Here is a 25,686-nt window from a genome sequence, read left to right on the forward strand (position 1 = left end):
GGGGAAGTGACCTTATTCTTTAACGCGGGTCTGAGAAGCAGAGTAGGGAGTACGTGAGGGGTTATCTTTGTCCGTCGCACCGATTCGTGATCGCATTCATGGTTTTTGTTTGCACCAAGTTGTCTACTTTTCGTCATAAAACTGTACACGACGATTTCACTTGAAATTTTCACCTGATGAGGTTGTTTGCAACTTCAATAAAAACAGCCTATTAATTTATAGGACGTGGATTATTTAAGCGCAGTGCGAAACGCCAGAGAGGTCTATCAGTGATCTACAAATCCATAGCCGACAGGCTACGCATTCGGCTCAATTCCGCCGATTATCATATTGGCAGCCCATTGCCTGCGGAGGTTCGCCTGGCGGAAGAGTTTGGCGTCTCGCGTATGACCATTCGCAAGGCGATAGATCTGCTGGTGGGGTGGGGATTGGTGGAGCGTCGCCACGGTAGCGGCACTTATGTCGCGAAGAAAGATGTGCATCATGAAACCACCAACCTGACCGGATTTATCGAGGTGATGCGCAATCAGGGCAAGGAAGTAGTAAGCGACGTGCTGGAGTTTACTATTATGCCCGCGCCACCCGCTATCGCTAGCCAGCTGCGCATCAAGATTGATGAACGGATCTACTACTCGCGCCGGGTTCGTTCGGTCGACGGCAAGCCTCTGATGGTAGAAGACAGCTATATGCCCGCGAAGCTCTATCGCAATTTGTCCGTTGCCCACCTGGAGGGGTCAAAATTCAGCTATATCGAAGATGAATGCCACATCATCGTGCGCGGCAATTATGAGAGTCTCACGCCTGTACTGGCCGATAAAAAGATGGCGAAGCTGCTGAATGTCGATGAGCAGACACCTATTCTGCGTATCACCTCGCTGTCATACAGCGACAGCGGCGATTTCGTGAATTACTCGGTGATGTTCAGAAATGCCAGCGAGTACCAGGTGGATTACCATTTACGGCGGGAGCATGTGAAAGTATAGGGAATAGGGGTAAGGGCGAACTGCTGAGACACCGTTGAAAAGCAAAAAGCCCGCTTAGTTGCCTAAGCGGGCTTCTCTAAATATGGCTCCTCTGACTGGAGTTGAACTTTTATTTAAGTATTTGATTTTATTATTTTAAATTGACGTTTATTGGTGGCTGGGCCCCCAGTAAAGCCCCTAAAATATTTGCATGTAATAATTGTGATGGATATCTCATTTTAATGGTGACACGACAGTGAGAGCCCGGTGTTTCTCCATAATGGAGAGACTATTCACTTTAGAACTACTATGAGTATGTGGATGCTTAAACATCCAGTTTGCGGTTGGCCAGCCACTCAACCATTGCCGGATCGCGATGAGAGAAGAAGGCACTGGTGGCCGTATCCATTGCAGCTATCTGTGTCATCTCCATCGCACTGAGTTCAAAATCCAGGATGTTGAAATTTTCAATCATGCGCTCCTTGCGAACGGATTTAGCCAGTGAAACGATGCCACGTTGATAGATCCAGCGCAGGACGACCTGGCCGACACTCTTGGCGTATTTCTTGCCAATCTCTGTCAAAATTGGATTCTGAAACAGACCATTGCGGCCTTCAGCAAAAGGTGCCCAAGCCTCAGGCTGGATAGCCCGACTGCTCATCCAAGGCACGGCATGAAGTTGTTGGTTAAACGGATTAACCTCGATCTGATTGACTGCGGGGGGAATGGTGTTAAACGCCATCAGATCCGCGAGGCGGTCGGGATGAAAATTACTGACCCCAATCGCTCGGATTTTGTCGGCAGCAAGCAACTCTTCCATTGCACGCCACGCACCATGAACGTCACCGTAGGGCTGGTGAATCAGATACAAATCAACGTAATCAAGCTGTAGACGATTCAGTGAGCGCTCAAATTGTGCTTTTGCACCTGCATAGTTGGTGTCTTGCAACCAGAGTTTGGTGGTAACAAAGAGTTCATTGCGTGCAATGCCGCTTTGCTTCAGGGCATTACCCACCTGTGCCTCATTCTGGTAAGAGGCGGCAGTATCTATTAGACGATATCCGGTCGCTATGGCATCAATAACAGCCCGCTCGCATTCGGCGGGGTCTGTCATCTGAAAAACACCAAATCCCAGCAACGGCATCTGAATACCGTTATTCAATGTTACCGTGTTCATGGTCTTGTCCTGTGTAAATGTACCTATACCAGGAAGCATAACGCACGCGCGATAATAAGATTAGATGCTATAATCTGCATGCCTTTATTAGTTGGACTAATAAATAGAATGGAAAACTACAATGATCTGGCCACGTTCGCACTGGTCGCCAAAGAGCGTAGCTTCACCCGGGCAGCAGCGAAGCTGGGTGTCTCTCAGTCAGCCCTGAGTCAGACTATCAGGGTGCTTGAAGAGAAACTGGGCTTGCGGTTACTCACTCGTACAACGCGTAGCGTTTCTCCCACAGAAGTTGGAGAACAAATTCTTAATCTGCTTTCACCGCGGCTTGAGGAAATTGAAACCGAAATTGCGCGGCTAAAAGCACAGAAGGAACGCCCGGCAGGTACTCTTCGCATAACTGCGGGGGAACACCCAGCGGTGTATATCGTTCAGCCTGCGCTGTCGGCGTTTCTGGCGGAATACCCTGATATTCGTGTCGAACTGATGGTCGATTACGGGCTGTCAGATATTGTGTCGGAGCGCTATGACGCCGGTGTCCGGCTCGGAGAGGAGATAGCCAAGGATATGATCGCGGTACGCATCAGCCCGGATATTCGCATGGTCGTCGTCGGCTCACCGGATTACTTTTCTACCCATCCAGTGCCGCAGCATCCTCAGGAACTGACTCAACATAATTGTATTAGTATTCGATTACCGACCTATGGTGGCATCTTCCCCTGGGAATTTGAAAAAGAGGGAAGGGAAATTAAAGTTCGGGTGGATGGGCAGTTAGTTTTTAATAATATAACCTTACGGCTTAATGCCGCACTGTGCGGTATCGGTCTTGCCTACATACCCGAGGATATTGTTAGCGAGCATATTGCAGCCGGACGATTAATCACCGTTCTGCAAGATTGGTGTCCGTTTATTGCGGGTTATCACCTTTACTATCCTAATCGGCAGCATACTTCCCCTGCGTTTACGTTGCTGTTGAATGCGCTCCGCTATAAGCAATAGTGGAGTCACCAACGACTCCACTATTTATTTATCACTGAAGATTTTTATCTTTCAGGAATTTTGAGACCAGATCGGCGATTTCAACGTTATTCAAATCAGAGAAGGGGAAATGAGTATTTCCTTTAATACCGATTTCCGGCAGATGGATAACCGTCACGTCTCCGCCATGTTTATTCACTACATCCCGCCATTGACGCGCAACAGCCAACCGGGCGCGCCAGCTATCCTGTGCAGGCAAGGCCGTCGGTTTATCCGGGATATTGTCGCCGTAGATAATCAGCACAGGAATTTTAGTCAGTGCCATAAACTGATCCAGAGGCACCGATTCCCCTTTTACGGTATCAAAGGCGTTCTTGGTTGGCGGCGGGACTTCGCCTTGTGGAAAGACAAAGCTGCTGCCAGGTTCAAACGCGACTATCCCTTTTACGTTGGCATTCTTCATCGCTGTAAACCAGCCGGGGCCGCCCCCCTGAGAGTGGGTAAACAGAATGGCCGGGCCGGATTTATCCACGACGGCTGACATGGCATCCGCAATCACATTGATATCAAAGGGGCCGGTGTTGGGGGTCATCTGACGGTAGTACTGGTTTAATGTCTCTTTATCGTGGGAGAACTGTACACCCTCGAAGAAATCGGGCCAGACACCCAGACGGAACTGATTAAACCATAGTTGCTCATCGGCAACCGGTTTGACGGTTCCCTCCACCATACTGCGACCGGCGTTCCCCCGACGTGGTTGATCAACCAGATAGGTCGAGAAACCACGGCGCAAGAAGATGTTCTGAAAACCCTCGCGGCCGTCCGGTGTGCTTTCCCATGTTCTGGCGGACTGTCCAGCACCGTGCAGCATCACAATGGGATATTTGTGTGGGTTCTCTGGGATCTGATAAAACACAGAGGCGTGATCGCCATGATAGGTCTGGCCTGTCGGATCCAGCGGTTTTTTCGCATCAAACTGCCCTGGTGTCGTAACGACAGCACCACCTGCGGCAAAACTTCCCTGAGACTGGATAACCAAGGGGGTTGTGGGGGCAGCAAAGGCAGATTGAGAAACCAATCCGCCAACCAACATACAGGCGGTGAGTGTTTTCAGTAAGGCTTTCAAGATATTTTCCTCATGTCATCACGGATAACTGAATCATAGAGAGATTTTCACAAATGACTATGCTGTTAAAACGAATGAGTTAATAAGCAGGGCTAATTAACGGATAGGCTTTTTGCATCTGATATCAATAATATTTTTGAGCTCAGTGTATTTCACTCGTCTGCCGTCCATTAATATCTCAGTGAAGCCCTGTTTCAGCGAAAAGGCAAAAGCTGTATTTCATTATCGTGGGTACTGGTCGTCCGTGACTTTTTCCATCCACGTCACGGTTTTACCGTCCTGTGATTCTGAAACAGCAATATGCACCATCGGCTCTGTTGCGGATGCGCCATGCCAGTGTTTGACACCCGGCGGGATCCAGACTATATCGCCAGTTTTGATTGGCTGGGCCGATCTTTCCCATTCCTGTACCCAACCCGTGCCGGAAGAGACGATGAGTGTCTGTCCAAGGGGATGCGTGTGCCAGGCTGTTCGTGCTCCGACTTCAAATGAGACGGTTCCCCCAGAAATTCGGGCCGGGGGAGAGCCTTTAAACCGTGAGTCAACCTTGGCCGTGCCGGTAAAGTACTCAGGAGCACCCAACGTCGTGGGTTGTGAGCCCGCAGGGCTCACGGTCACTGCCTCCTGCGTTGCGGCAATAGCCTGCGAACCGGGCAGTAAAAGCGCCGCTAGTGTGATAAGGAAGATTTTCATATCTATTCAATCCATTAACGAGAGAAATACCAATTAATCCATTGTAGAAAAAAACTATTTCCCTTCTTTAAACACTTCTTTTGCAATGGATATCGCTGTTACTGCCGTTGGCCACCCTGAATAGAAAGCAAGCTGGGTGATGGTTTCGACCAACTCTTCCTCAGTGACACCGTTCTGGCGAGCCAGACGTAGATGAGAACGCAACTGGTCAGGACGATCCATCGCCACCAGAGCACTGACGGTCACCAGGCTCCGATCACGTTTTGAGAGCTGTGGTCGTTCCCAGATATCGGCATACAGGACATCGTCAGTGAGTTGCGCCATCTTGGGGGCGATATCCCCCATCAATTGTTGCGCCCGAGACGGTTTTTCTGTTTTATTTTTCGCCGCATCCTGCGCGTGAGCAAGGGTGGCCATTGAACCGGCAAAGGTAAGAGCGGTGCAGAGCAGGTACTGCTGAATCTTGTTTTTCATCATCCATTTCCTTTGTTATCGGCACGATTAAAGATGGGAGGGTTATGTCGGTGACGATAACGTGAGTTTACAGAATGCTTCATGTCACCAGGCTGACCGCTGCCTGACAAGTTTGTCAGAATCGGTACTGAAGCTATTTTCACCAAAGGAAAGGGAGGTTTTTTCGATAAGCGAAGGCCTGTGACAACGCGAATATCGAGTGAATACAGGTTATACGGTGATTGATTACCCCTTAAGCAAAGCGAGTTAAGCCATAATTAGACGTTCTTAATTTTTAACCTGCGATGCCAAACCTCACATAACGATGTGCCTCTTTTTCAGCGAGTTCACTGTTTATGGCGAGAGTCAGCCCGAAGGTATTGATCCCATTCTGGCTACTGGCAAACACATCGCCACGATGCATTATCGCCACCGCCCTGACGATGGAAAGTCCGAGTCCATGGTGTGTATCACTGCGTGTACGGGAAGGATCAGCACGATAAAAGCGTTCAAACAAACGTTTCAGGTGCTCATCTGAGATGGCTGATCCAATGTTGGCGACCGCGATGGAGGCCAGATTATTCTCTCTGCCGATCGTCACCTTCACGGTGGTACCAGGAACAGCATGTCGGGCGCTGTTTTCCAGTAAATTCGCTAGAGCGCGGTGGAAAAGTCGCCGATCAATGCGTGCCGTGAGATCTCCCTCGACATGAATAGACAGGTTTTTTTCAGCGAATGACGGCTCCACATACTCCGTGGTCTTGTAGGTCTCTTCACTCAGAGACACGTCGGTTAACTGGGTTGCATGCTCCCCAGCCTGAGCATGGGAGAGGAACAGCATATCGTTGACGATAGAGGTCATTCTCTCGAGTTCTTCCAGATTGGACTCCAGTAACTCCTCGAGTTCATGCGTTTCGCGTTGCCGTGACAGACCGAGTTGCGTTTGCCCCATCAGGTTGGTCAGCGGGGTTCTCAGTTCATGAGCCACATCGGCGTTAAAACTTTCAAGTTGTCGCCAGGCGATTTCCTGCCGTTCGAGTACGCCATTGAATGCCACGGCCAGCTTTTGCAGTTCATCCGGCAGCGTTGAGGTATCCAGGCGCTGCCCGTAATTTCCCGGTGCAAGGTGATGGGCCTGGGCGCTGAGTTTGTTGACAGGGCGCATGCCTATTCTGGCAATCACAAACCCCAACAGGGCCACTAATAAAACACCGATTGCGCTGATGAAGATCAGTGTACGGGTAAATTCATTCAGGGTACCCATATACGGTGTAGAGTCGATGGCCACTACATAGCGCAGTGCGGGGCGCTCCCCTTGGGCAGGAATTTCCGACATCAATATAAACAGAGAGCATGACTCTTCTGTGGCACCGGGAACTTTGCTGAATCCTTTGCTCAGCGAAGCCCAGGTTACACCGCTAGGTGGCGGGCCACCCACCTGAAGCCGGGGATCCTCACTGAGGATCCAATACTGTACGCGGCCACCCTCAGCCGTGGCCAAATCGGTAAATTTGGTCGTCAGCGTTTGCCAGCCGTCTAGCGTGGTGCGGGAGAGGATCCAGGGTGCCATCAGCGACTCCCTGAACTGCAATTCGTTATGCATTTGCTTTTGCAATGAATCATGCAGGGAACTCCGCAGCACAATACCCAGAACGGAAACGATCAGTATGGAGGCCAAGGCAAACATCAGCGCCAATCGTCCAGAGATAGAACGCTTAATCATGATAACTTTCTCTATTTAGCCTGGCGTTCGGGGCGGGTTTCAAGGACATATCCCATGCCTCGCACCGTATGCAGCAGTTTGACCGGGTAGGGTGCATCAATTTTCGCCCTCAGGCGTTTTATCGCGACCTCAACCACATTGGCATCGCTGTCAAAATTCATGTCCCAGACCTGCTCTGCAATCATCATTTTTGACAGGATCTCTCCCTGATGTCTGGCTAACAGGCTTAACAGAGCGAACTCTTTTGCGGTCAGTTCAAGACGTTCACCGGCTCTTGTGACACGCCTTGCCAGCAGGTCCAGATGCAGATCGTTAATGTGCAATTGAGTAACATCTACGCCATCACTCGGACGTCGCCGCAACAACGCCTGGATACGGGCAACCAGTTCAATCAGCGAAAAAGGTTTAGGCAGATAGTCGTCCGCACCCTGACGCAGACCCTTGACACGTTCATCAACCGAACCGCGAGCAGATAACATCAGCACCGGGGTTTGCTTGCTGGCGCGAAGACCTTCCAGAACACTATAACCATCCATGCCAGGCAACATGACATCCAGCACAATCGCATCGTAATCATACTCAAGGGCCTGGTACAATCCGTCCGTACCGTTGGCTGCCACATCTACGGTAAAACCCAGTTCGCTGAGTGCGCGATTGATATAGGAAGACGTCTTCTCCTCATCTTCTACCAACAGTAACCGCATGTTCGTATCTCCCTTACCCATCAGGGCAATAAACGTCTTATTTCACGTATCTTAGCGGTTCATGACCAACACCAGGCTGACATTTTCCTGACATTTTTGTCAGAAAAGTATTTTTCTAACTGACAGAAATGTTATCTGGCCGTCATGCTGATGTCAGCATCCCCCCCGTAGACTACCTGCAAGCCTACCCCCTCGCAAAAAAGACCAAAAGGCGTGTCGGGGTAATACGTTGTTTATTTTAGATATCTGGAGAATTCTTGAAATGAAATACAACGTTTTTAAAACAACATTATTAGCGGCAGTGATCACTCTTTCATCTGGGGGCGCAATGGCAGCAGATTATAAATTAAATCCGTTTACGTTGACCTATGACGGCGCGATTACTGAAAACGTGAAAGGAAAAGTCAATATTCACCCGGTCACTTACAAGTTGAATGGGCTGGACATTGCAGCCAACGTGTATACCCCGGCGAATTATGACCCCGTTAAAAAATACCCGGCAGTCGTTGTGGCTCACCCCAATGGCGGTGTGAAAGAGCAAGTTGCTGGCTTGTATGCCCAGCGTCTGGCAGAACAGGGCTACATTACCATTACTGCTGATGCGGCGTATCAGGGCGCGAGCGGTGGTTTGCCCCGTAATGTCGACAAACCGGCGTACCGGATTGAAGACATTCACGGCATGGCAGATTTCATCACCCAGTATCCTGGCGTAGACACTGTCCGTTTAGGCCTGCTGGGTATCTGCGGAGGAGGAGGCTACTCCTTGAAGGCAGGGCAAACCGACAAACGATTTAACGCCATTGCTACGTTGAGCATGTTTGACTCTGGCCTGGTAAGACGCAACGGTTATCAAGATTCACAACTCGCCACGATACAAGAACGTCTAAAGCAAGCCTCTGATGCGCGAGCACAGGAGGCCTCTGGCGGTGAGGTTATTTATCTGGGAGATGCAAAGCTGACGGATGAACAAATTGCCAAACTGCCGTTTGACCTCTATCGGCAGGGTTTTGAGTACTACGGCAAGACTCACGCACACCCCAACTCGACCTTCAGATACACCGCCAGCAGTCTGCTTGACTTAATGAGATTCGATGCGGCAAGCAATATGGATTTAATTAATAAGCCGCTATTGATGATAGCAGGCAGTAAAGCCGACTCTCTATATATGAGTGAAAAAGCGTTTAAAGGCGCGAGCAACGCGAAAGATAAGGAACTGTTCCTGATTGACGGTGCAACCCATATTGAAACCTATTGGAAGCCGGAATATGTGAATCAGGCTATGGGGAAACTGGATCAGTTTTACGGGAAAAACTTGTAAGAATAAAACGACTCACCCCCTCTCTTATCTTGCGTCAATACATGCGGATAGAAGTATCACTTTGTCTGTTATGCCGCTGCCATAGTCATTTTTATGGCAGCAGTATCAGCCTGCCCAGCGAAGGCATTGATGATCACGGATGACTCACGTTACCTCTAGGAGAACGCTATGAATACATTACGGCTCACTTCACTGATAAAATATCTGATTTTATTTCTGGCGTTCACTGTCAGTAGTGTAAATGCAATAGATGAGGCAGTAGATGGCAATACGCGACGGATCCTGATTGTCTATTTCTCTCAACCTGAGGATGTAAAATTAGACGGGGTCGATGGTATATCGGGGGCGAGCGTATTGCAAAAAAACAGTGTGGTTCTGGGTAGTACCCAGTATGTGGCACAGATTATCCAGAAGGAAACCGGCGGCGATTTATTCCGTATTGAAACGGTTAAACCCTATCCTAATCAGCATGATCCTCTGTTGAAATATGCAGAACAAGAAGTGAAAAATGGGGCTCGGCCCGAATTGAAAGGAAAAATAGAAAATCTTGCCGATTATGACCAGATATTTATTGGTTATCCCATCTGGTGGTACAAAATGCCGATGGCGATGTACAGCTTTTTTGAACAGCATGATTTTAGTGGAAAAATGCTTATCCCCTTTACTACCCATGGTGGCAGTCGTTTCTCTGACTCGCTGCGCGAAATCAAACGTCTGCAACCCAATGCACAGTTGGTCACGCAAGGCCTCGCCATCTCAAGAAATGATGTGACTGATGATGATACTCCAACGGAGATTATCAACTGGTTAAGCAAATTACCGAATAGGCCGTGATAGCAGGTCAGTGAATGAAAGCAAAATATAAATTTCAGGTTGTGCAGGATATAGTAATGATGATTATCCTGTTGTCGCTGATGGGATTTCATCTGTGGGGAGAAAGTATTCATGAATGGTTGGGTATGGTCTTTTTAATGTTCCTTTTTCTCCATAATGGGCTAAATATTCACTGGTTTAGAAAACTGGTTCAGGGGAGGTATTCTGCTTTCAGGTTCATGCAAGTCAGCGTAAATCTCTTACTGGTACTGCTACTGTTATCTGCCATTATCAGTGGACTGATGTTATCAAAACATCTCTTGCCTGATTTACCCATTCACAGTTCCTCTGATCTGGTCAGAAAGGTCCACATGACCAGTGTTCATTGGGGGCAAATCATCATTGCCGTCCATTTGGGCATGCACTGGAAAATGCTGGCCAATTTTTTTGCTAAGGTCTGGAATATTTCACCTCTCTCGTTTCTCTCAACGCGATTGATGCCCGCTATTTTCTTCAGTATTACGGTGTATGGACTGCATGCTTTCATTTGCCGCAATTTACTACCCTATTTGCTTCTTCAAGTCGATTTTGCCTTTTTTAATTTTGAAGAGTCTACGGTTTTTTTCTATTTTGACTTCTTTGCTATTACCATTTTATTTGCATCTCTGATGCGGTTTACAGGGGCTATTTATTCACATTGGCAAGGTTAATTGGTTCGGTATGAAAATTCGCAAAAATAGTGGGATCGCCATCGTTCAGTTAATCAGTGGGGGCAGTTCAGAGATACCCGAATTTTAGACCGTTAGCCGGGCACTGAAAAGCAAAAATCCCGCTTAGGCAACTAAGTGGGATTTTCTAATTTGTTCCGTGAGCTCGGATTGGCTATGTTCTGCAAGTTGATCGGTCTAAACTGATGACATTATTGGGATAATGGCGCTAGAAATGGCATAGCCAAGGATACCATAATTTAGCCGATTCGAGTCCCAATGAAGCCCCCAAAATGTTGGATGCCAGTATACCAATATGGAACAGAGTATAATTTGATTTGAAAAAAGGGATCTTACTTTGAGACACCATGGACAACAGTGGCTGTCCATGGCATTAAATTTATGGCTCCTCTGACTGGACTCGAACCAGTGACATACGGATTAACAGTCCGCCGTTCTACCGACTGAACTACAGAGGAATCGTGTGAACGAGGCGAATAATAGCGAGGCGTATTGGGTTTGTCAAAGCACTAAAGTGAGGGAAAAGTGCGTTTGCTGCCAGATTGAGCATATTGGCTCGTTTTTCGGCACTTTGCTTTGATGAACAACGCGAAAAATGCGGTTCTATAGGGATGACAAAGAGTAACGGGTTCAACATACAGCTAAACGGGCGCAGTATGCAGCCCCCACAAAGTGAGCTGGTTGCCCATTTCGCCATTCCCCTGTCATGACAGAATGTTAAGCAGTACCGCCATAAAGCGATCCCACTAAAATACTACTCATCGAATATAAATTAATCAGGAAGGGTCTTAACGCCATCTGGATGGGGCCACCAACGAAACCCCAAAATATTTGCTTATTTTTTACCAAACTGTGATCGAGATTGTTTTTTTAGTTTTCAGCGTTAGGATGCTTGGTTTTTTTAATAAAATTGATATAAATCAAAATAATAGCGCTAAGCGCCTGACGATAAGTGATTTTTTTTAAGATTCTTCTATGTTACTCTGGAGGGCATTCTATGCTGATGCCAGTAATGAAGCTCTCGCAGATCTTGTCAATGCTTGCTTTATTACTCTATGCTACGCCAAGCCATTTTTATAGCGGTAAACCACGCCGTTCCTTTGTTTCCCGGAGTTTTTTAGTAATGAAAAAAACAATCGCCATAGCCGCATTGTGTGTGTTGCTGGCAGGGTGCCAGACTGCGAAAACCAAACCTGCCACCGCCGCCGGTGTCCCTGCACCAACCCCAGTTACACCAAGCGCTACCGTTACGCAGCCAGCTCAGCCGATGGCTTCTGTCGGTACCGATGACATCATGTATCCCTGCATGAAAGAGCTGAATGCTCTGCAACAGGTTAGCCCGCGGTTGTATCAAACCCGTAGCGTAGAATTGAACGATATTGTGGCGCAGGCCAAGCTTTACATGCGCATTCGTGACAATGTCAGCACCGAAATCCATCAAATCATGGATGCCGCCTATCAGTTCCGCATTGCCAAAACCTGTAACCGTATCAGCACCGATCTGACCAATGCCTTGATCGAGCGTGTGACTGGCGCCTAACGCGCATACCCCGTATTCAGATATTCCGGGAATACATGGTGTTGTACCAGAAACGCTCTCTTAGGGAGCGTTTTTGTTTTCTGCTCATCCAAAATGCCCTCCAGTTGCACCAGCAAGGTGCGCCAGCAAATTCTTCTTGTTCTCTTCTAACGCTCGTTGCCCGCTAAAACCAGTGAACCTCCTCATTTTTACGGCTGAGAGCGCCAGCAAATCGGCTCTATTTTTGTATGCGCCGTCACAATGGCTAGATTTTTGCTTGGATAAACGCGGGTAAATCGGTTGCGCTCTCGCGCAAATTATTTTCCCCGACTACACATAAAGTGACTGCTCCACGTCATTTACCCGTCGTCCTGCAATTGCCGCCGTTATTGGCCGCAATTTGCACCTGGCCGGGTCTACGGTCTTTCGCTAAAACAGTGCTGAGGAATGCAAAATGTCATTGAGATTGCTAAAAACCCCGCTTGCTGCTCTGCTTATTGGTTGTTTTAGTACGGCTTTTTCTGCACATGCCGATATCGTGATTGGCGTCGCCGGGCCATTCTCCGGCCCAAATGCTACCTATGGGGATCAATACTGGCGTGGGGCCTCGCAGGCTGCCGCAGACATCAATGCGGCCGGGGGGATTAAAGGGGAAAAAATCAAGCTGGTGCAAGGCGATGATGCTTGTGAACCTAAGCAGGCAGTCTCGGTAGCTAACCGGTTGGTCGATCAGGATCACGTCGCTGCGGTGGTGGGGCACTTCTGCTCGTCTTCCACCATGCCCGCTTCAGAGGTGTATGACGAAGCCGGGATCATTGCCATCACACCCGGTTCCACCAACCCGCAAATCACCGAACGTGGCATGAATAACATGTTCCGCATGTGCGGCCGCGACGATCAGCAAGGGGTTATCGCCACCAATTACATGTTGGATACCCTGAAGGCGAAAAAGATTGCCGTCATCCATGACAAGGACACCTATGGCCAGGGCTTGGCAGATGCCGCCAAGGCAGAAATGAACAAACGTGGCGTGAAGGAAGTGATGTATGAAGGGCTGTCGCGCGGTGAGAAAGACTTTAACGCCCTGGTGACCAAAATCGCCTCGGTGGATCCAGACGTGGTGTATTTCGGCGGCTGCCATCCAGAGGCAGGTCCGCTGGTGCGCCAGATGCGTGAGCAAGGTGTGAAAGCAAAATTCTTCTCCGGCGACTGTATTGTTACCGAGGAGCTGGTAACGGCGGCCGGAGGACCACAGTACACCACTGGCGTGCTGATGACCTTCGGTAACGATCCGCGTCAGATCCCAGAAGGGAAGGCGGTGATTGCCAAGTTCCGCGAGAGTGGATTTGAACCAGAAGGGTACACGCTGTACTCCTACGCATCGATCCAGGCCATCGCCGCTGCGTTCAATGCCACCGGCGGTAAAGACAGCGCCAAGGCCAGCGAGTGGTTGAAATCTCACGATGTGGATACCGTGATGGGGAAAAAAGCCTGGGATAAAAAAGGTGACCTGAAGGTATCAGACTACGTGGTCTACCAATGGGATGACAAAGGCAAATATCACCAGCTCTGATGTAAAGATCAACGGATCCGAGCGTATGGCGGATCCGTTCCTTAACCCCCTTTGGGCCGCGTGGTGCTGAACTTGCGGCTCGCCCATCAGGTGAGATTGCTTATTATGGATGTATTCTTCCTGCAACAGCTGATTAACGGCCTGACCCTTGGCGCGGTGTATGGCCTGATCGCCATCGGCTACACCATGGTGTACGGCATTATTGGCATGATCAACTTCGCCCACGGCGAGGTGTATATGATTTCTGCCTATCTGTGTGCAATTGGCCTGGCGCTGCTCTCTTTCTTTGGTCTCCACTCTTTCCCGCTGTTGATCCTGGGCACCCTGGTATTCACCATAGTGGTCACCGGTGTTTATGGCTGGGTGATTGAACGTATCGCTTATAAACCGCTGCGAAACTCCACGCGTCTGGCTCCGCTCATTTCTGCCATCGGTATGTCGCTGATCCTGCAAAACTATGCGCAGATCAGCCAAGGGCCGCGCCAGCAGGGGATCCCCACGCTGCTGGACGGCGTTTTTCGGCTCAATTTTGATGGCGGTGTGATCCAGATTACCTACACCAAGGTATTTATTCTGGTCGCTGCACTATTGGGTATGGCGGTGCTTACCTACGTGATCCAACGCACGCGGCTGGGGCGTATCTGCCGGGCTACCCAACAGGATCGCAAGATGGCGTCGATACTCGGCATCAATACCGATCGGGTGATCTCGCTGGTGTTTGTGATCGGCGCGGCGATGGCCGGGCTGGCAGGGGTGCTGGTCACCATGAACTACGGCACCTTCGATTTTTACGTGGGCTTTATTATCGGCGTCAAAGCCTTCACCGCAGCGGTGCTGGGGGGCATTGGCTCATTACCCGGCGCGATGCTCGGAGGCTTGCTGCTTGGGGTGGCAGAGGCACAGTTCGCCGGCATGGTGAACTCGGATTACAAGGATGTGTTTTCATTCGGTCTGCTGGTGGTGATCCTGATTTTCCGCCCTCAGGGCCTGCTGGGGCGGCCAATGGTCGCTAAGGTGTGAGGGAAAACTATGTCTCAATCCACTGTTCATCAAGGGCTGAGTGTTAAACGCAGCCTGTTGGATGCGGTTCTCGCGGGCCTGATCGCGCTGATTGTGTTTGGCCCGATCGTCGGCATCGTGCTGGACGGCTACAGTTTCAACTTTGAGCCACGCCGCCTCGTGGTGATTATTGCGGTAGTGATGGCGGGGCGGTTGTTACTCAGCCTGTTTTTGCAAACGCCGCTGGGGCGCAAGGTGTCGGCGCGTTTTGAGGGGGGCAATGACGGTGTCTATGTTCGGCCAGTCGGCGCCAGAACGAGCCTGCGTTGGATCCTGCCACTACTGGCGGTGTTGGCATTGCTGTTCCCGTTTATGGCGACCAAATACCTGCTGACCGTGGCGATCCTCGGCCTGATTTATGTGTTGTTAGGGCTAGGATTGAACATTGTGGTGGGGCTGGCCGGGCTGCTCGATCTGGGTTACGTGGCGTTTTATGCCATTGGTGCCTACGGTCTGGCGCTGGGCTATCAGTATTTGGGCCTGGGTTTTTGGGCGATGTTGCCGTTGGGGGCGCTAATGGCGGCGCTGGCCGGGGCATTGCTGGGGTTCCCGGTGCTGCGTATGCACGGTGACTATCTGGCGATTGTGACGCTGGGCTTTGGTGAGATCATCCGCCTGGTGCTGAACAACTGGGTATCGTTAACCGGAGGGCCAAACGGCGTTTCGGTTCCTGCACCGACCCTGTTCGGCCTGGAGTTTGGCCGCCGAGCCAAGGAAGGGGGAGTACCGATCCATGAGTTCCTCGGTATTACCTATAACCCCAACCTGAAGTTTATCTTCATCTACGCGGTGTTGTGCCTGGTGGTGTTGCTGGTGCTGTTCGTCAAACATCGGTTGACGCGGATGCCGATAGGGCGGGCGTGGGAAGCGTTACGGGAGGATGAAATCGCTTGCCGTTCGCTCGGGCTTAATCATGTGCTGGTCAAACTCTCGGCGTTTATGATGGGGGCTTCCACCGCGGGTATCGCCGGGGTGTTCTTTGCCACCTATCAAGGGTTCGTCAATCCTACCTCATTCACTTTCTTTGAATCGGCGCTGATCCTGGCGATCGTGGTATTGGGTGGAATGGGATCGACTATCGGTGTCGTGCTGGCGGCCTTTGTCCTGACGGTGGCCCCGGAACTGCTGCGCAGCTTTGCCGAATATCGAGTGTTGCTGTTTGGCGTACTGATGGTGTTGATGATGATCTGGCGGCCACGCGGCCTGGTGCGTATCAGCCGTAGCAGCTTTACGCCACGCAAGGGGGTAGCACCATGAGCGATGCCATTTTGCGCGTTGAACATTTGATGATGCACTTCGGCGGCATCAAAGCGCTGAACGATGTGAATCTCGAAGTGGAGCGTGGGTCGATCACCGCGTTGATCGGCCCGAACGGCGCGGGGAAAACCACGGTGTTCAACTGCCTGACGGGGTTTTACCGTGCCAGCGGCGGGGCGATCCTGCTCAATACCCACAAACGGCCGATTGATGTGATCCGTATCCTCGGCCAGAAATTCCGTGCCGGGGACTGGATTAACCCCGCGCAACTGGGGTCGCGTCTGTACTACAAAATGTTTGGTGGCACACATCTGGTGAACCGTGCCGGATTGGCCCGCACCTTCCAGAATATCCGCCTGTTCCGTGAGATGTCGGTGGTGGAGAACCTGCTGGTGGCACAACACCGTTTGAGTAACCGCAACCTGATTGCTGGCGTGCTCAATACGCCTGCCTATCGCCGGGCAGAAAATGAAGCACTGGACCGCGCATTTTACTGGCTGGAGGTGGTTGAGTTGGTGGACTGTGCCAACCGGCTGGCGGGGGAGATGTCCTACGGCCAGCAGCGGCGGCTGGAGATTGCCCGCGCGATGTGCACCACCCCGGAAATGATCTGCCTGGATGAACCTGCCGCCGGGTTGAACCCGGTGGAAACCGCGACCCTGAGCCGGATCATCCGCTTTCTGCGCCAGCATCATGAAATTACCGTGCTACTGATCGAACATGATATGGGAATGGTGATGGAGATTTCCGACCGGGTGATCGTACTGGACCACGGCAATGTGATCGCCGAGGGAACGCCGCAGGAGATCCAACACAATGACAGCGTGATCGCCGCCTATCTGGGCGCAGACGAAGAGGAGCTGGCGGGATGAGCGAGGTGATGCTGGAATTTCGCGAGGTGGATGTCCATTACGGCCCGATCCAGGCGCTGCAACAGGTGTCATTGCAGGTCAGGCAAGGGGAAACCGTAGCGTTGATCGGGGCCAACGGGGCGGGGAAATCCACCTTGCTGATGTCAATCTTTGGCCAACCCCGCATCAGCGGTGGGCAGATCCTGTTTCAGGGGACGGATATCAGCCAGCGGTCGACGCATTTTGTGGCCAGTAGCGGTATTGCCCAGGCCCCGGAAGGGCGGCGGATTTTCCCTGACATGAGCGTGGAAGAAAACCTGCTGATGGGCACTATTACCCTCGGCAGCCATCATGCTGTTGAAGATATGCAACGGATGTATGAGCTGTTTCCCCGCCTGAAAGAGCGGCGTAACCAGCGGGCGATGACCATGTCCGGCGGTGAGCAGCAAATGCTGGCGATAGCCCGTGCGCTGATGAGTCGGCCAAAGCTGCTGTTGCTGGATGAGCCTAGCTTGGGGCTGGCACCGATCATCGTCAAACAGATCTTCAGCATTCTGCGTGAACTGGCCAACGGCGGCATGACGATTTTCCTGGTGGAGCAGAATGCCAATCATGCCTTGAAACTGTCCGATCGGGGTTATGTGATGGTCAATGGGCAAATCCGCCTGAGCGGCAGCGGCGCGGAACTGCTGAGCAATCAGGAGGTGAGAAAGGCTTATCTGGGGGGCGCATAAAGGCAATCGCCCCGATGAGGGGCGCATTGACATCCTTGATCGAAGGGGCGCAGCATGTGTGCCCCTGCTGTTGAAAAAAACAGCGTCACAAAAACGTGATCTAGGTCGCATTCTGGTTACGGGTTAGTTAAAATGGCGCCACTGCCAGCCCCTGTTCCGGAACACCTTACGATGGATGAAATCAGTACTTCCCGCTCGACCGCCTGGATGCGCGTGGTCGTCTTGGCCATTTCGGCATTTATCTTTAATACCACCGAATTTATCCCTGTCGGATTATTGAGTGATATTGCCCAAAGCTTTGGGATGCAAACCGAGCAGGTGGGGCTGATCATCACCATTTATGCCTGGATCGTTGCCACGATGTCGCTGGTTTGTATGTTGCTGACCAGCAAGATTGAGCGGCGTAAGCTGCTGATCGGGGTATTTATCCTGTTTATTGCCAGCCATGTGCTCACCGCGGTGGCCTGGAACTTTACCACCTTGGTGATCTCGCGTGCCGGTGTGGCGCTGGCGCACTCGGTGTTCTGGTCAATCACCGCGTCATTGGCCATTCGTGTCGCACCTGCAGGCAAGAAGGCACAGGCATTGAGCATGCTGGCAGGGGGAACCGCGCTGGCGATGGTGTTGGGCTTACCGTTAGGGCGAGTGGTGGGGCAGCTACTCGGTTGGCGTATGACGTTTATTGGCATTGCCGTGTGCGCCACCCTGGCGTTGGTGATGCTGTGGCGCTTGCTGCCGGTGCTGAAAAGCGAGCATTCCGGTTCACTGGCCAGCGTTCCCCTGCTGTTCAAACGCCCGGAGCTGGTCAGCCTGTATATGTTGACCATCATTGTGGTGACCGCGCACTTTACTGCCTACAGCTACATCGAGCCCTTTATCCAGACCGTGGCCGGGTTATCTGCCAACTTCACCACCTTGATGCTGTTGCTGTTTGGTGCTGCGGGTATTGTCGGCAGCCTGCTGTTCAGCCGCTACAGCGAACGTTTCCCGTCGGGTTTCTTCATCGGGGCAATTGGTATGCTGGCCCTCAGCCTGTTATTGCTGTTGCCCGCCTCCGGTAATGAAACGACTCTGACGTTGCTGTGTGTGGTTTGGGGCATGGCCATCATGGCGATTGGTCTTTCAATGCAGGCGAAGGTGCTAAGTCTGGCACCGGATGCGACCGATGTCTCGATGGCGATCTTCTCCGGTTTGTATAACTTTGGGATCGGCGGTGGGGCGTTGCTGGGCAACCAGGTCAGCCTACATCTGGGAATGCCAAACATTGGCTTTGTCGGTGCGCCGCTGGCCCTGATCGCCCTCGGCTGGTGTATATTGAGTTTCTACCGCAGCGAACGCTTGCAGCACCATCGGGCCTGATCCACGTTCCCTTGATTGCCGGGCCCGGCAATCAAGGGCTATCTAAGACGTACCCTCTCTTTTGCTCCCATCTTGCCGCCATGTTTTGCTACCAGATACGCAAAATATCAACGCTCATGTTTCACCGTCATCGAAATGCTGGGATCGGCCCCCAGCTTCATCATTGTGGCCGCTGTCTCTCGTACCAAGCTCCGACATAATGCAATTTATAGGTTTACACCTATATAGCTTTTGACCTATATTGTTAAGGAGCACATGTGTGGGAGATTAAAACAACGGATATGTTTGATGAGTGGTTCAGCCGGTTGGAGGACACTGACAGAGCTTCTGTGCTGGCGTCACTCATTGTACTACGTGAAAAAGGTCCTCAGTTGCCCAGACCTTATGCCGACACGGCAAAGGGATCGCGCTACAGCAACATGAAGGAATTACGCGTGCAAAGCCGAGGCATACCGATACGGGCATTCTTTGCCTTTGATCCACGTCGTCACGGTATTTTGCTTTGTGCTGGTAACAAGGCCGGTAATGAGAAGCGTTTTTATGAGGTGATGATCCCGATTGCCGATCGGGAGTTTACCCAATTTCTGAATACATCAGAGAACAAGGAGTAGGCCATGGGCAGAACACTGGAACAAATCCTGGCGGAAGAAAAACCTGAAGTAGCGGCCAGCGCTGAGCGCATTGCGGCGGATACGCTGCTCAATATTCACCTGGCCGAGCTTCGTGAGCGGGTGCAGAAAACCCAGGTTGAAATGGCGCAGGCGCTTGGCATCAAACAACCCACCGTCGCGGGTATGGAAAAGCCTGGCCGCGATCTGAAACTCTCCTCGCTCAAGCGCTATATCGAGGCTGCGGGGGGCAAGCTGCGTCTGGATATCGAGCTGCCGGATGGTTCGCACTACGGGTTTGTTATTTAATCAACTGGCTCGATGATTCAACCCTAAATCTGTCGCGGATAGGTTTGAACGCTGTAGCTTGCCAGGCGACGGGTATATATTGTTTGCCTATCGTCGGCAACAGCAGCGTCTGAACTTTGCGCCATCTCATCAGGAGTTTGATTATGTCCAGCACTCATCTATCAGGTACCTTTTCGCTCGGCACGCATACCGTCAAGCGGCTCGGCTATGGTGCCATGCAGCTCGCCGGACCGGGAGTTTTCGGTCCGCCGAAGGATCCTGAAACGGCCATCGCCGTTCTGCGTGAAGTGGTTGCCAACGGGGTCAACCATATTGATACCAGCGATTTTTATGGCCCGCACTATACCAATCAAATCATTCGCCAGGCACTGCATCCTTATGCCGACGATCTGGTCATTGTCACCAAGATCGGTGCTCGCCGCGATGAGCAAGGCGCATGGTTGCCTGCGTTTTCTCCGGCGGAGCTGACCCAGGCAGTGCATGATAACCTGCGTAATCTGGGGTTGGATGTGCTTGATGTGGTCAATCTGCGCTGCATGTTTGATGCACACGGCCCGGCAGAAGGGTCGCTTGAAGAGCCACTCTCCGTGCTAGCCGAGCTACAACAGCAGGGGCTGGTTCGCCATATCGGGCTGAGCAATGTCACCTCGGCTCAGGTTGCGCAAGGGCAGAAGATTTGTGAGATTGTCTGCGTACAGAATAATTACAACCTGGCACATCGGGATGACGACGCACTGATCGACGAACTGGCTGGCAAGGGCATTGCCTACGTGCCGTTCTTCCCGCTGGGTGGATTCACGCCGTTGCAGTCTACGACGTTGTCGGACGTTGCGCAGCAGGTGGGAGCCTCGCCTATGCAAGTGGCACTTGCCTGGTTGCTGCAGCGTTCATCAAACATTCTGCTGATCCCAGGGACATCTTCCCTGGCACATCTGAAAGAAAATCTTGCAGCAGCCCAACTCAAACTGCCGGGCGAGGCTATTGCGAAGTTGAATGCGATCTAAGGCAACCCGACAACAGTAACCTCTGCGGGAGCTTTGGGTTCCCGCTAAAAATACATCCTCCCAGCATTCTCAGCCTTCTGCGTATCAACGCCAGTCTTCTTTTCTTTAATGTATTAATAAAATCCATTCTCGTCAGGAAAGAGACAAATGTTGTCTTAAATGTGTCCATCTCATAAGATGATTGTTAATATGTTAACGAATAATCACCAAGACTCACGCCCACAGCCGCTGAGGCGTTATTGATGATAAAGGAGCCGCTATGCCACCTGCCTTTACTAACCGGCCGCCACGTTGGTTGATCCCGCTACTGGGATCGCTGGTGGCTTTTGGCCCGCTGTCGATTGATATGTATCTGCCTGCGTTACCCGCGATGGGGCAACAACTGCATGCCACACAGGGGCAGATGCAGCATTCATTGGGGGCATTCTTTGCCGGTTTTTGCATCGGTATGTTGCTGTACGGGCCGCTTAGCGATCGGCTAGGCAGGCGAAAGCTGTTGCTGAGCGGCATGCTGCTGTTTGTGATTGCCAGCGTGCTATGTACGCAGGTCACGCAGGTTGAGCAACTGGTGGTATTGCGGGCGTTACAGGCATTTGGTAGCGGGGCCGCGGTGGTGATGGCGCGCGCCATCGCCAGGGATGTTTATGCCTCGGAAGAGCTTCCCCGAGTGTTATCGCTAATGACGCTGGTTACCATGATCGCACCGCTGCTGGCCCCGTTGTTGGGCGGTGCTTTGCTGATGGTCTTCGACTGGCAAGCCATCTTCATGTTGTTGGCGGTGGTGGGCTGTATCAGCGGGTTATTGGTGTTCTGGGTACTGCCGGAGACGTTAAAAACTCCACCAGGGCAGTCAGGCAGCATCCTGAAGGCGTTTCATAACTATTGCCTGTTGGTCCGTGACAGAGAAGCGATGGGTATTATTGCTACTCTGGCGTTTTCCTTCGCGGGGATGTTTGCCTTTATTAGCGGCTCTCCCTTTGTCTACATCAGCTACTTCCAGGTGCCCGCTCAGTATTACGGACTGCTGTTTGGCTGCAACGTCATTGGCATGATCGCCGTGCTGCTGCTGAACGTGCGGATGCTGAAGGTCTACAGCCTGCCGCGCTTATTGATGATACAAAGCAGCGCCCAGGTATTGTTTGGGCTGTTGCTACTGGTGTTCCATCAGCAGAGCCTCTCCATCCTGGTGATTCTGGTGGTGTTGTTTATGTCGCTGGTGAATGCTATTGGCACCAACAGCCTGTCGCTACTGTTGCAACAACGTGGTCAACAGGCTGGGAGTGCCAGTGCCCTGGCGATATCGTTGCAGTTTGGTATGGGGGCGTTGGCAAGCCTGGCCGTTTCCTGGTCGCAGGATGACACGCCGTTTGCCATGACGTTGGTGATGGCCGTCTGCGCGGCGCTAGGTTGGGTAGGGCAGAGGATGTCTGTGGCGCGAATAGGTTCACGGCTGCATGAATAGGTAGGATGTAGTGGTGAAGTTTTCATGCGCATTGCCGTTGCCGACAATGCGCATGAGGTTTACCGAGTAAACTCACTGGCTATTGGCAATAATTCCGCGCAACAGCTTCTTCAAAATGCCCACTTCGTCTGCCGTGAAGGCGGACAGGACCTGCTCTTGCTGTTTGGCAGCAATATCTCTCAGCACGCTGGCCTGGCGTTCTCCTGCCTCGGTCAAGTGATGGCCATTCTCGGTGCTGGACACCAAACCTTTGCGGTACAACGCTTCCTGCGCCTCTTCGATTTCTCTGGTTGGCATCGCCATTTCTGCCAGTAGGCAGGCCTTATCAAGGCAGGCGTCACTGTCCAACACCAGCAGCATTCTGGCCTCGCTGGCCCGCAACCCGGTGGAGAGCTGCTTGGGCTGGTAGCTGCTTTGATAGCTGCGCAGCGCCTGGGTGAGCAAGTAGAAGACATTGTTATTCAGGCGCTCCTGCCTGGCGCTGCCTACTGCGTTCTGTGCAACGCGCTCCGCCACCTGCGGGTAAGGCAGCACCATGGAATAGGATCCCTGGTGATACACCAGCGGTGCGCGGCCAAGATCGTCAAACGCCACCACTTTACCAATCAGGATCCAGTGGTCACCGCCGTCAACCTGCTGATATTTCTCACACTGAAATCGTGCGGCACAGTCGGTAAGCAAAGGCACGTCACCCGCGCCGACCTCCACCTCAATCCCGGCAAATTTATCCTCGCTGGGGCGGGCGAAACGATTGGAAATATCCATCTGGTCGGCGGCCAGCACGTTAATGGCGAAGTGGCTGGCTTGTTCAAAGATCGCGTAGCTGCCGGAGCGTTTATCAATGCTCCACAATACCAACGGCGGATCCAGTGATACCGAGTTAAAGCTATTGGCCGTGACTCCCACGCGGGTGCCATCTGCGGTTGCTGCTGTCACTACCGTCACGCCGGTGGCGAAATTACCCAGCGCGCGGCGAAATGCGCGGGGATCCAAAGCAGGTTCTGTGTGATGTGTCATTAAATAGGTTCTCCTGCTCGTTACACCATCGTCGGATCGGGTTCTAACCCCATCAACTCGCGGCCTAATATCTGTGCACAGACATCGTAATCGGTATAGGCATGTGCCCCGGTCATGTGTGAGTCGCGGAACAATCGCTGGATCTCATTGCTTTCCATCCAACTGGTTGCCCCTGCGGCGCTGAACAAGCGATCAACCGATTCGATACACATTTTGACTGCGTAGGCCTGGTTGGTACGCCAGAACGTCAATGTCTGGTGAGAAGGATATTGGTGCTTGCGGCCGTGTTCGGCATGCTCCTGCCAGGTTTTTTCCAAAAAGGCACGGGCTGCAGCAACCTGATGGGTGGACTCTGCCAGACGCATCAGCGCCGGGGTGGCCGTTCCCACGCTGGCTCCGGTATAGGCTCGCACGCGGTTTTGGGTTTTTTCTTTAAAGGCGACCAGCATACGCTCCGCAACGCCAAGGCTGATGGCGGCAAAACCGCAGGCGAAATAGGGACGATAGGGCGAGTAGAAAATATTACTGTCTGGGTAGAGGCCGAAACCCGCAGAGCGCCCGTGCATCATATCCTGGGCGGCTTCAATGCGGTGGTTCGGCACGAAGGCGTTTTTTATGACCAACGTTTTGGAACCGCTGCCGCGCATGCCAACCGCAAACCAGTCATCACGAATTTCGTAATCGCTACGTGGGATCACGCCAAAGCTGTAGAGCAACTCACCGTCGGCGTTTTTGCGGCGAAAGCCGACAATCGCCCATTCGGCGTGGTCACAACCGCTGCTCCAGCCCATTTCACCGCTCAGATAGACGCCGCCTTCGGCTTCCTCAATACGGCCAAACGGGGCAATACTGCTGCTGGCGGTGGCATCTGGATTATCGCCCCAGATCTCTTGTTGCAGTTTGGGGGAAAACATCGCTATCTGATGGCTGTGGGTGCATAGCAAACTGAAAGCCCAGGCGGTTCCGCCACAGGCGCCGGCCAGCGCGGCGACACAATCGGTGAATTCTGGCAGGGAGATTTCCAGGCCACCGAATTTTTTCGGTTGGAACACCCGGTGCATACCTATGCTTTTTAACAAACGGATATTCTCATCCGGTACTTTTCGTTCGCTTTCCGCCTGTGCGGCATTGGCAGCGATAAGTGGCAGAATGGGCAGTAATTTTTCCAGCATCGGGTTGCTAGTATTCATCAGTTGGTTCCCTCGGTAGGGGTGGGCGTGGGATGAGTATGGGGGAAGGATATTTTAATGGAATGTAACATTCAGGTAAAAAATTGTACTTTTCATGTTAAATGTCGAGGGTGTGATCTGGCGGTGGGTTCTGAGGGGCTGGGTGTGAGGCTCTTGGTTAGTCAGCTGTAGTGGGTTGATGTATTTATTGACTTATAGAATGATCAATCTACAATCAATGCAGACCCAATAGCGTAAAGTGTAAAAAATAGCAGACAACATGAAAAAAAATCTTGGTAGACCTCGAGAGTTCCACCCGCAGGATTTTCTTGATGCTGCGCTTAGCGTGTTTTGGATGAAAGGTTTTCGCGCCACATCAATGGCTGATTTAATGCAGGTATCAGGTTTAGCCAGCGCGAGCATCTATAAGCTCTATCCTGATAAAAGGTCCATTTTTCTGGCTGCGCTAACGCAGTATATGGATGATGGTTTGCGGAGAATGGAAAAACGTGCAGGTGAGCAGGATCCTGAAAAAGCCCTAAGAGAAACGCTGGATTACTGTGCTTTATTGTCTACCGACGCAGATGGCATACGAGGGTGCTTCACCATTGCAACGGCAAGTGAGTTGCTTCCAGGGGATAAGGATGTCTACGAAAAAGTCAGTTATATGTTCAGCGGAATTAAAAAAAACCTGATGAGTATAATTAGGCAGGGCCAAGAAAAAGGCGTATTCAGGCTGGATGTTAAGGCAGAGATTATGGCTGAAAGCATTTTTATGATGCTTGAAGGAATGCGTGTTTATGGTAAGGTCAAGCCTGACTTTGTTCACCTCAAGCAGGCAAACGAATTTATCATGATGAGTGTATTAAAGACGGGGCAGATTAATAGCTCGCTCTCACCCGGAGATATTTAATGTTTATGCCAGGGATGCTTGTACGCTTACGTAACCGACGTGTAATTATGGTCATCAGTGGAACCACTTCTGATAAGGGATGGGTGCATTGCTGTTGGTATGAGCGAGGTGAGCTAAAGCGGCAGAGTTTTTGTGCAGGAGAGTTAACCGTTATTGAAGCAGGCTATAATTATCTCAGTT

25 protein-coding genes and 1 tRNA gene are annotated in these 25,686 nt (G+C 51.6%); 17 read left to right on the forward strand and 9 right to left on the reverse strand.

From position 1 onward, the window contains the following. The first annotated feature begins 269 nt into the window (after positions 1-269). A complete protein-coding gene (locus A6U95_RS02060; protein ID WP_021805816.1) occupies positions 270-983 on the forward strand; it encodes a GntR family transcriptional regulator in 714 nt (237 codons plus the stop codon). 304 nt (positions 984-1,287) lie between these two features. Here the strand turns inward: A6U95_RS02060 and A6U95_RS02065 are convergent, their stop codons facing one another. After that, the gene (locus tag A6U95_RS02065) at positions 1,288-2,139 is read right to left on the reverse strand and encodes an aldo/keto reductase (RefSeq protein ID WP_065683261.1); all 852 of its coding nucleotides are present in this window, start codon (positions 2,137-2,139) and stop codon (positions 1,288-1,290) included. Between the two features lie 108 nt (positions 2,140-2,247). Between A6U95_RS02065 and A6U95_RS02070 the strand changes: the two genes are divergently transcribed. Further along, positions 2,248-3,135, forward strand: a complete 888-nt coding sequence (locus A6U95_RS02070) for a LysR family transcriptional regulator (RefSeq protein WP_065683262.1) — start codon at positions 2,248-2,250, stop codon at positions 3,133-3,135. 31 nt (positions 3,136-3,166) lie between these two features. On the opposite strand, the gene A6U95_RS02075 is transcribed toward A6U95_RS02070, so the two are convergent. The 5 genes from A6U95_RS02075 to A6U95_RS02095 all read right to left on the reverse strand — a co-directional run bounded on the left by A6U95_RS02075 (position 3,167) and on the right by A6U95_RS02095 (position 7,813). Further along, positions 3,167-4,240, reverse strand: a complete 1,074-nt coding sequence (locus A6U95_RS02075; protein ID WP_065683263.1) for an alpha/beta fold hydrolase — start codon at positions 4,238-4,240, stop codon at positions 3,167-3,169. A 222-nt stretch (positions 4,241-4,462) separates the two neighbouring features. After that, positions 4,463-4,933: a cupin domain-containing protein gene (locus A6U95_RS02080; RefSeq protein ID WP_065683264.1), complete on the reverse strand. Its 471-nt coding sequence runs from the start codon at positions 4,931-4,933 to the stop codon at positions 4,463-4,465. A 54-nt stretch (positions 4,934-4,987) separates the two neighbouring features. After that, positions 4,988-5,410, reverse strand: coding sequence for a carboxymuconolactone decarboxylase family protein (locus A6U95_RS02085; protein WP_065683265.1), 423 nt, complete (start codon positions 5,408-5,410; stop codon positions 4,988-4,990). A 271-nt stretch (positions 5,411-5,681) separates the two neighbouring features. After that, the gene (locus tag A6U95_RS02090) at positions 5,682-7,109 is read right to left on the reverse strand and encodes a heavy metal sensor histidine kinase (protein ID WP_065683266.1); all 1,428 of its coding nucleotides are present in this window, start codon (positions 7,107-7,109) and stop codon (positions 5,682-5,684) included. 11 nt (positions 7,110-7,120) lie between these two features. Further along, positions 7,121-7,813, reverse strand: coding sequence for a heavy metal response regulator transcription factor (locus A6U95_RS02095; protein ID WP_065683267.1), 693 nt, complete (start codon positions 7,811-7,813; stop codon positions 7,121-7,123). A 262-nt stretch (positions 7,814-8,075) separates the two neighbouring features. Between A6U95_RS02095 and A6U95_RS02100 the strand changes: the two genes are divergently transcribed. The 3 genes from A6U95_RS02100 to A6U95_RS02110 all read left to right on the forward strand — a co-directional run bounded on the left by A6U95_RS02100 (position 8,076) and on the right by A6U95_RS02110 (position 10,654). Further along, entirely contained in the window at positions 8,076-9,131 is a 1,056-nt protein-coding gene (locus A6U95_RS02100; RefSeq protein ID WP_065683268.1) for an alpha/beta hydrolase, read from the forward strand. A 168-nt stretch (positions 9,132-9,299) separates the two neighbouring features. After that, positions 9,300-9,965: a flavodoxin gene (locus tag A6U95_RS02105; protein ID WP_065683269.1), complete on the forward strand. Its 666-nt coding sequence runs from the start codon at positions 9,300-9,302 to the stop codon at positions 9,963-9,965. A 14-nt stretch (positions 9,966-9,979) separates the two neighbouring features. Next, positions 9,980-10,654 carry a DUF4405 domain-containing protein gene (locus A6U95_RS02110; RefSeq protein WP_065683270.1) on the forward strand — a complete coding sequence of 225 codons (675 nt, stop codon included), beginning with the start codon at positions 9,980-9,982 and terminating at the stop codon, positions 10,652-10,654. A 400-nt stretch (positions 10,655-11,054) separates the two neighbouring features. Here the strand turns inward: A6U95_RS02110 and A6U95_RS02115 are convergent. Continuing rightward, a tRNA-Asn gene (locus tag A6U95_RS02115) sits at positions 11,055-11,130 on the reverse strand. A 665-nt stretch (positions 11,131-11,795) separates the two neighbouring features. Here A6U95_RS02115 and A6U95_RS02120 point away from each other — a divergent pair. The 11 genes from A6U95_RS02120 (at position 11,796) to A6U95_RS02170 (ending at position 22,407) form a co-directional block, all read left to right on the forward strand. Further along, positions 11,796-12,212, forward strand: coding sequence for a hypothetical protein (locus tag A6U95_RS02120; RefSeq protein ID WP_065683271.1), 417 nt, complete (start codon positions 11,796-11,798; stop codon positions 12,210-12,212). A 433-nt stretch (positions 12,213-12,645) separates the two neighbouring features. Further along, the gene (locus tag A6U95_RS02125; protein WP_021805814.1) at positions 12,646-13,764 is read left to right on the forward strand and encodes a branched-chain amino acid ABC transporter substrate-binding protein; all 1,119 of its coding nucleotides are present in this window, start codon (positions 12,646-12,648) and stop codon (positions 13,762-13,764) included. Positions 13,765-13,869: 105 nt separating this feature from the next. Further along, on the forward strand, positions 13,870-14,784 hold the full coding sequence (locus tag A6U95_RS02130) for a branched-chain amino acid ABC transporter permease (protein WP_021180268.1): 915 nt from the start codon (positions 13,870-13,872) through the stop codon (positions 14,782-14,784). Between the two features lie 9 nt (positions 14,785-14,793). After that, positions 14,794-16,080, forward strand: coding sequence for a high-affinity branched-chain amino acid ABC transporter permease LivM (livM, locus tag A6U95_RS02135; RefSeq protein ID WP_024528100.1), 1,287 nt, complete (start codon positions 14,794-14,796; stop codon positions 16,078-16,080). After that, a complete protein-coding gene (locus A6U95_RS02140) occupies positions 16,077-16,952 on the forward strand; it encodes an ATP-binding cassette domain-containing protein (protein ID WP_024528101.1) in 876 nt (291 codons plus the stop codon). The genes livM and A6U95_RS02140 overlap by 4 nt, the downstream gene beginning before the upstream one ends. Further along, positions 16,949-17,665: an ABC transporter ATP-binding protein gene (locus tag A6U95_RS02145; protein ID WP_065683272.1), complete on the forward strand. Its 717-nt coding sequence runs from the start codon at positions 16,949-16,951 to the stop codon at positions 17,663-17,665. Before A6U95_RS02140 ends, A6U95_RS02145 begins: the two co-directional genes overlap by 4 nt. A 171-nt stretch (positions 17,666-17,836) precedes the next feature. After that, on the forward strand, positions 17,837-19,024 hold the full coding sequence (locus tag A6U95_RS02150) for a sugar transporter (protein ID WP_065683273.1): 1,188 nt from the start codon (positions 17,837-17,839) through the stop codon (positions 19,022-19,024). A gap of 257 nt (positions 19,025-19,281) precedes the next feature. Further along, complete coding sequence (locus A6U95_RS02155) at positions 19,282-19,635, forward strand: type II toxin-antitoxin system RelE/ParE family toxin (RefSeq protein WP_065683274.1); 354 nt, start codon at positions 19,282-19,284, stop codon at positions 19,633-19,635. Between the two features lie 3 nt (positions 19,636-19,638). Continuing rightward, positions 19,639-19,941, forward strand: coding sequence for a helix-turn-helix domain-containing protein (locus A6U95_RS02160; RefSeq protein WP_065683275.1), 303 nt, complete (start codon positions 19,639-19,641; stop codon positions 19,939-19,941). A 143-nt stretch (positions 19,942-20,084) separates the two neighbouring features. Further along, the gene (locus A6U95_RS02165; RefSeq protein WP_065683276.1) at positions 20,085-20,945 is read left to right on the forward strand and encodes an aldo/keto reductase family oxidoreductase; all 861 of its coding nucleotides are present in this window, start codon (positions 20,085-20,087) and stop codon (positions 20,943-20,945) included. A gap of 259 nt (positions 20,946-21,204) precedes the next feature. Continuing rightward, positions 21,205-22,407: a Bcr/CflA family multidrug efflux MFS transporter gene (locus A6U95_RS02170; RefSeq protein WP_083196290.1), complete on the forward strand. Its 1,203-nt coding sequence runs from the start codon at positions 21,205-21,207 to the stop codon at positions 22,405-22,407. Positions 22,408-22,479: 72 nt separating this feature from the next. Here A6U95_RS02170 and A6U95_RS02175 read toward each other — a convergent pair whose 3' ends face one another. Together A6U95_RS02175 and A6U95_RS02180 are read right to left on the reverse strand one after the other, a co-directional pair. After that, positions 22,480-23,424, reverse strand: a complete 945-nt coding sequence (locus tag A6U95_RS02175) for a p-hydroxyphenylacetate 3-hydroxylase reductase component (RefSeq protein ID WP_065683277.1) — start codon at positions 23,422-23,424, stop codon at positions 22,480-22,482. Between the two features lie 20 nt (positions 23,425-23,444). After that, a complete protein-coding gene (locus tag A6U95_RS02180; protein ID WP_024528107.1) occupies positions 23,445-24,614 on the reverse strand; it encodes a p-hydroxyphenylacetate 3-hydroxylase oxygenase component in 1,170 nt (389 codons plus the stop codon). Between the two features lie 259 nt (positions 24,615-24,873). Between A6U95_RS02180 and A6U95_RS02185 the strand changes: the two genes are divergently transcribed. Further along, positions 24,874-25,506 (forward strand): TetR/AcrR family transcriptional regulator, encoded by a 633-nt coding sequence (locus tag A6U95_RS02185; protein ID WP_065683278.1) that lies wholly within the window; start codon positions 24,874-24,876, stop codon positions 25,504-25,506. Positions 25,507-25,686 lie beyond the last annotated feature (180 nt).

It is taken from the genome of Serratia sp. 14-2641, from assembly GCF_001692375.1.
GTDB classification, from domain to species: domain Bacteria; phylum Pseudomonadota; class Gammaproteobacteria; order Enterobacterales; family Enterobacteriaceae; genus Chania; species Chania fonticola_C.

Coding starts and splice junctions, on each gene's coding strand:
- livM (WP_024528100.1), top strand. CDS start 14,794: ATGTCTCAATCCACTGTTCATCAAGGGCTGAGTGTTAAACGCAGCCTG.
- A6U95_RS02065 (WP_065683261.1), bottom strand. CDS start 2,139: ATGAACACGGTAACATTGAATAACGGTATTCAGATGCCGTTGCTGGGA.
- A6U95_RS02095 (WP_065683267.1), bottom strand. CDS start 7,813: ATGCGGTTACTGTTGGTAGAAGATGAGGAGAAGACGTCTTCCTATATC.
- A6U95_RS02120 (WP_065683271.1), top strand. CDS start 11,796: ATGAAAAAAACAATCGCCATAGCCGCATTGTGTGTGTTGCTGGCAGGG.
- A6U95_RS02090 (WP_065683266.1), bottom strand. CDS start 7,109: ATGATTAAGCGTTCTATCTCTGGACGATTGGCGCTGATGTTTGCCTTG.
- A6U95_RS02160 (WP_065683275.1), top strand. CDS start 19,639: ATGGGCAGAACACTGGAACAAATCCTGGCGGAAGAAAAACCTGAAGTA.
- A6U95_RS02180 (WP_024528107.1), bottom strand. CDS start 24,614: ATGAATACTAGCAACCCGATGCTGGAAAAATTACTGCCCATTCTGCCA.
- A6U95_RS02080 (WP_065683264.1), bottom strand. CDS start 4,933: ATGAAAATCTTCCTTATCACACTAGCGGCGCTTTTACTGCCCGGTTCG.
- A6U95_RS02170 (WP_083196290.1), top strand. CDS start 21,205: ATGCCACCTGCCTTTACTAACCGGCCGCCACGTTGGTTGATCCCGCTA.
- A6U95_RS02165 (WP_065683276.1), top strand. CDS start 20,085: ATGTCCAGCACTCATCTATCAGGTACCTTTTCGCTCGGCACGCATACC.
- A6U95_RS02105 (WP_065683269.1), top strand. CDS start 9,300: ATGAATACATTACGGCTCACTTCACTGATAAAATATCTGATTTTATTT.
- A6U95_RS02130 (WP_021180268.1), top strand. CDS start 13,870: ATGGATGTATTCTTCCTGCAACAGCTGATTAACGGCCTGACCCTTGGC.
- A6U95_RS02100 (WP_065683268.1), top strand. CDS start 8,076: ATGAAATACAACGTTTTTAAAACAACATTATTAGCGGCAGTGATCACT.
- A6U95_RS02150 (WP_065683273.1), top strand. CDS start 17,837: ATGGATGAAATCAGTACTTCCCGCTCGACCGCCTGGATGCGCGTGGTC.
- A6U95_RS02185 (WP_065683278.1), top strand. CDS start 24,874: ATGAAAAAAAATCTTGGTAGACCTCGAGAGTTCCACCCGCAGGATTTT.
- A6U95_RS02145 (WP_065683272.1), top strand. CDS start 16,949: ATGAGCGAGGTGATGCTGGAATTTCGCGAGGTGGATGTCCATTACGGC.
- A6U95_RS02140 (WP_024528101.1), top strand. CDS start 16,077: ATGAGCGATGCCATTTTGCGCGTTGAACATTTGATGATGCACTTCGGC.
- A6U95_RS02125 (WP_021805814.1), top strand. CDS start 12,646: ATGTCATTGAGATTGCTAAAAACCCCGCTTGCTGCTCTGCTTATTGGT.
- A6U95_RS02070 (WP_065683262.1), top strand. CDS start 2,248: ATGGAAAACTACAATGATCTGGCCACGTTCGCACTGGTCGCCAAAGAG.
- A6U95_RS02110 (WP_065683270.1), top strand. CDS start 9,980: ATGAAAGCAAAATATAAATTTCAGGTTGTGCAGGATATAGTAATGATG.
- A6U95_RS02085 (WP_065683265.1), bottom strand. CDS start 5,410: ATGATGAAAAACAAGATTCAGCAGTACCTGCTCTGCACCGCTCTTACC.
- A6U95_RS02175 (WP_065683277.1), bottom strand. CDS start 23,424: ATGACACATCACACAGAACCTGCTTTGGATCCCCGCGCATTTCGCCGC.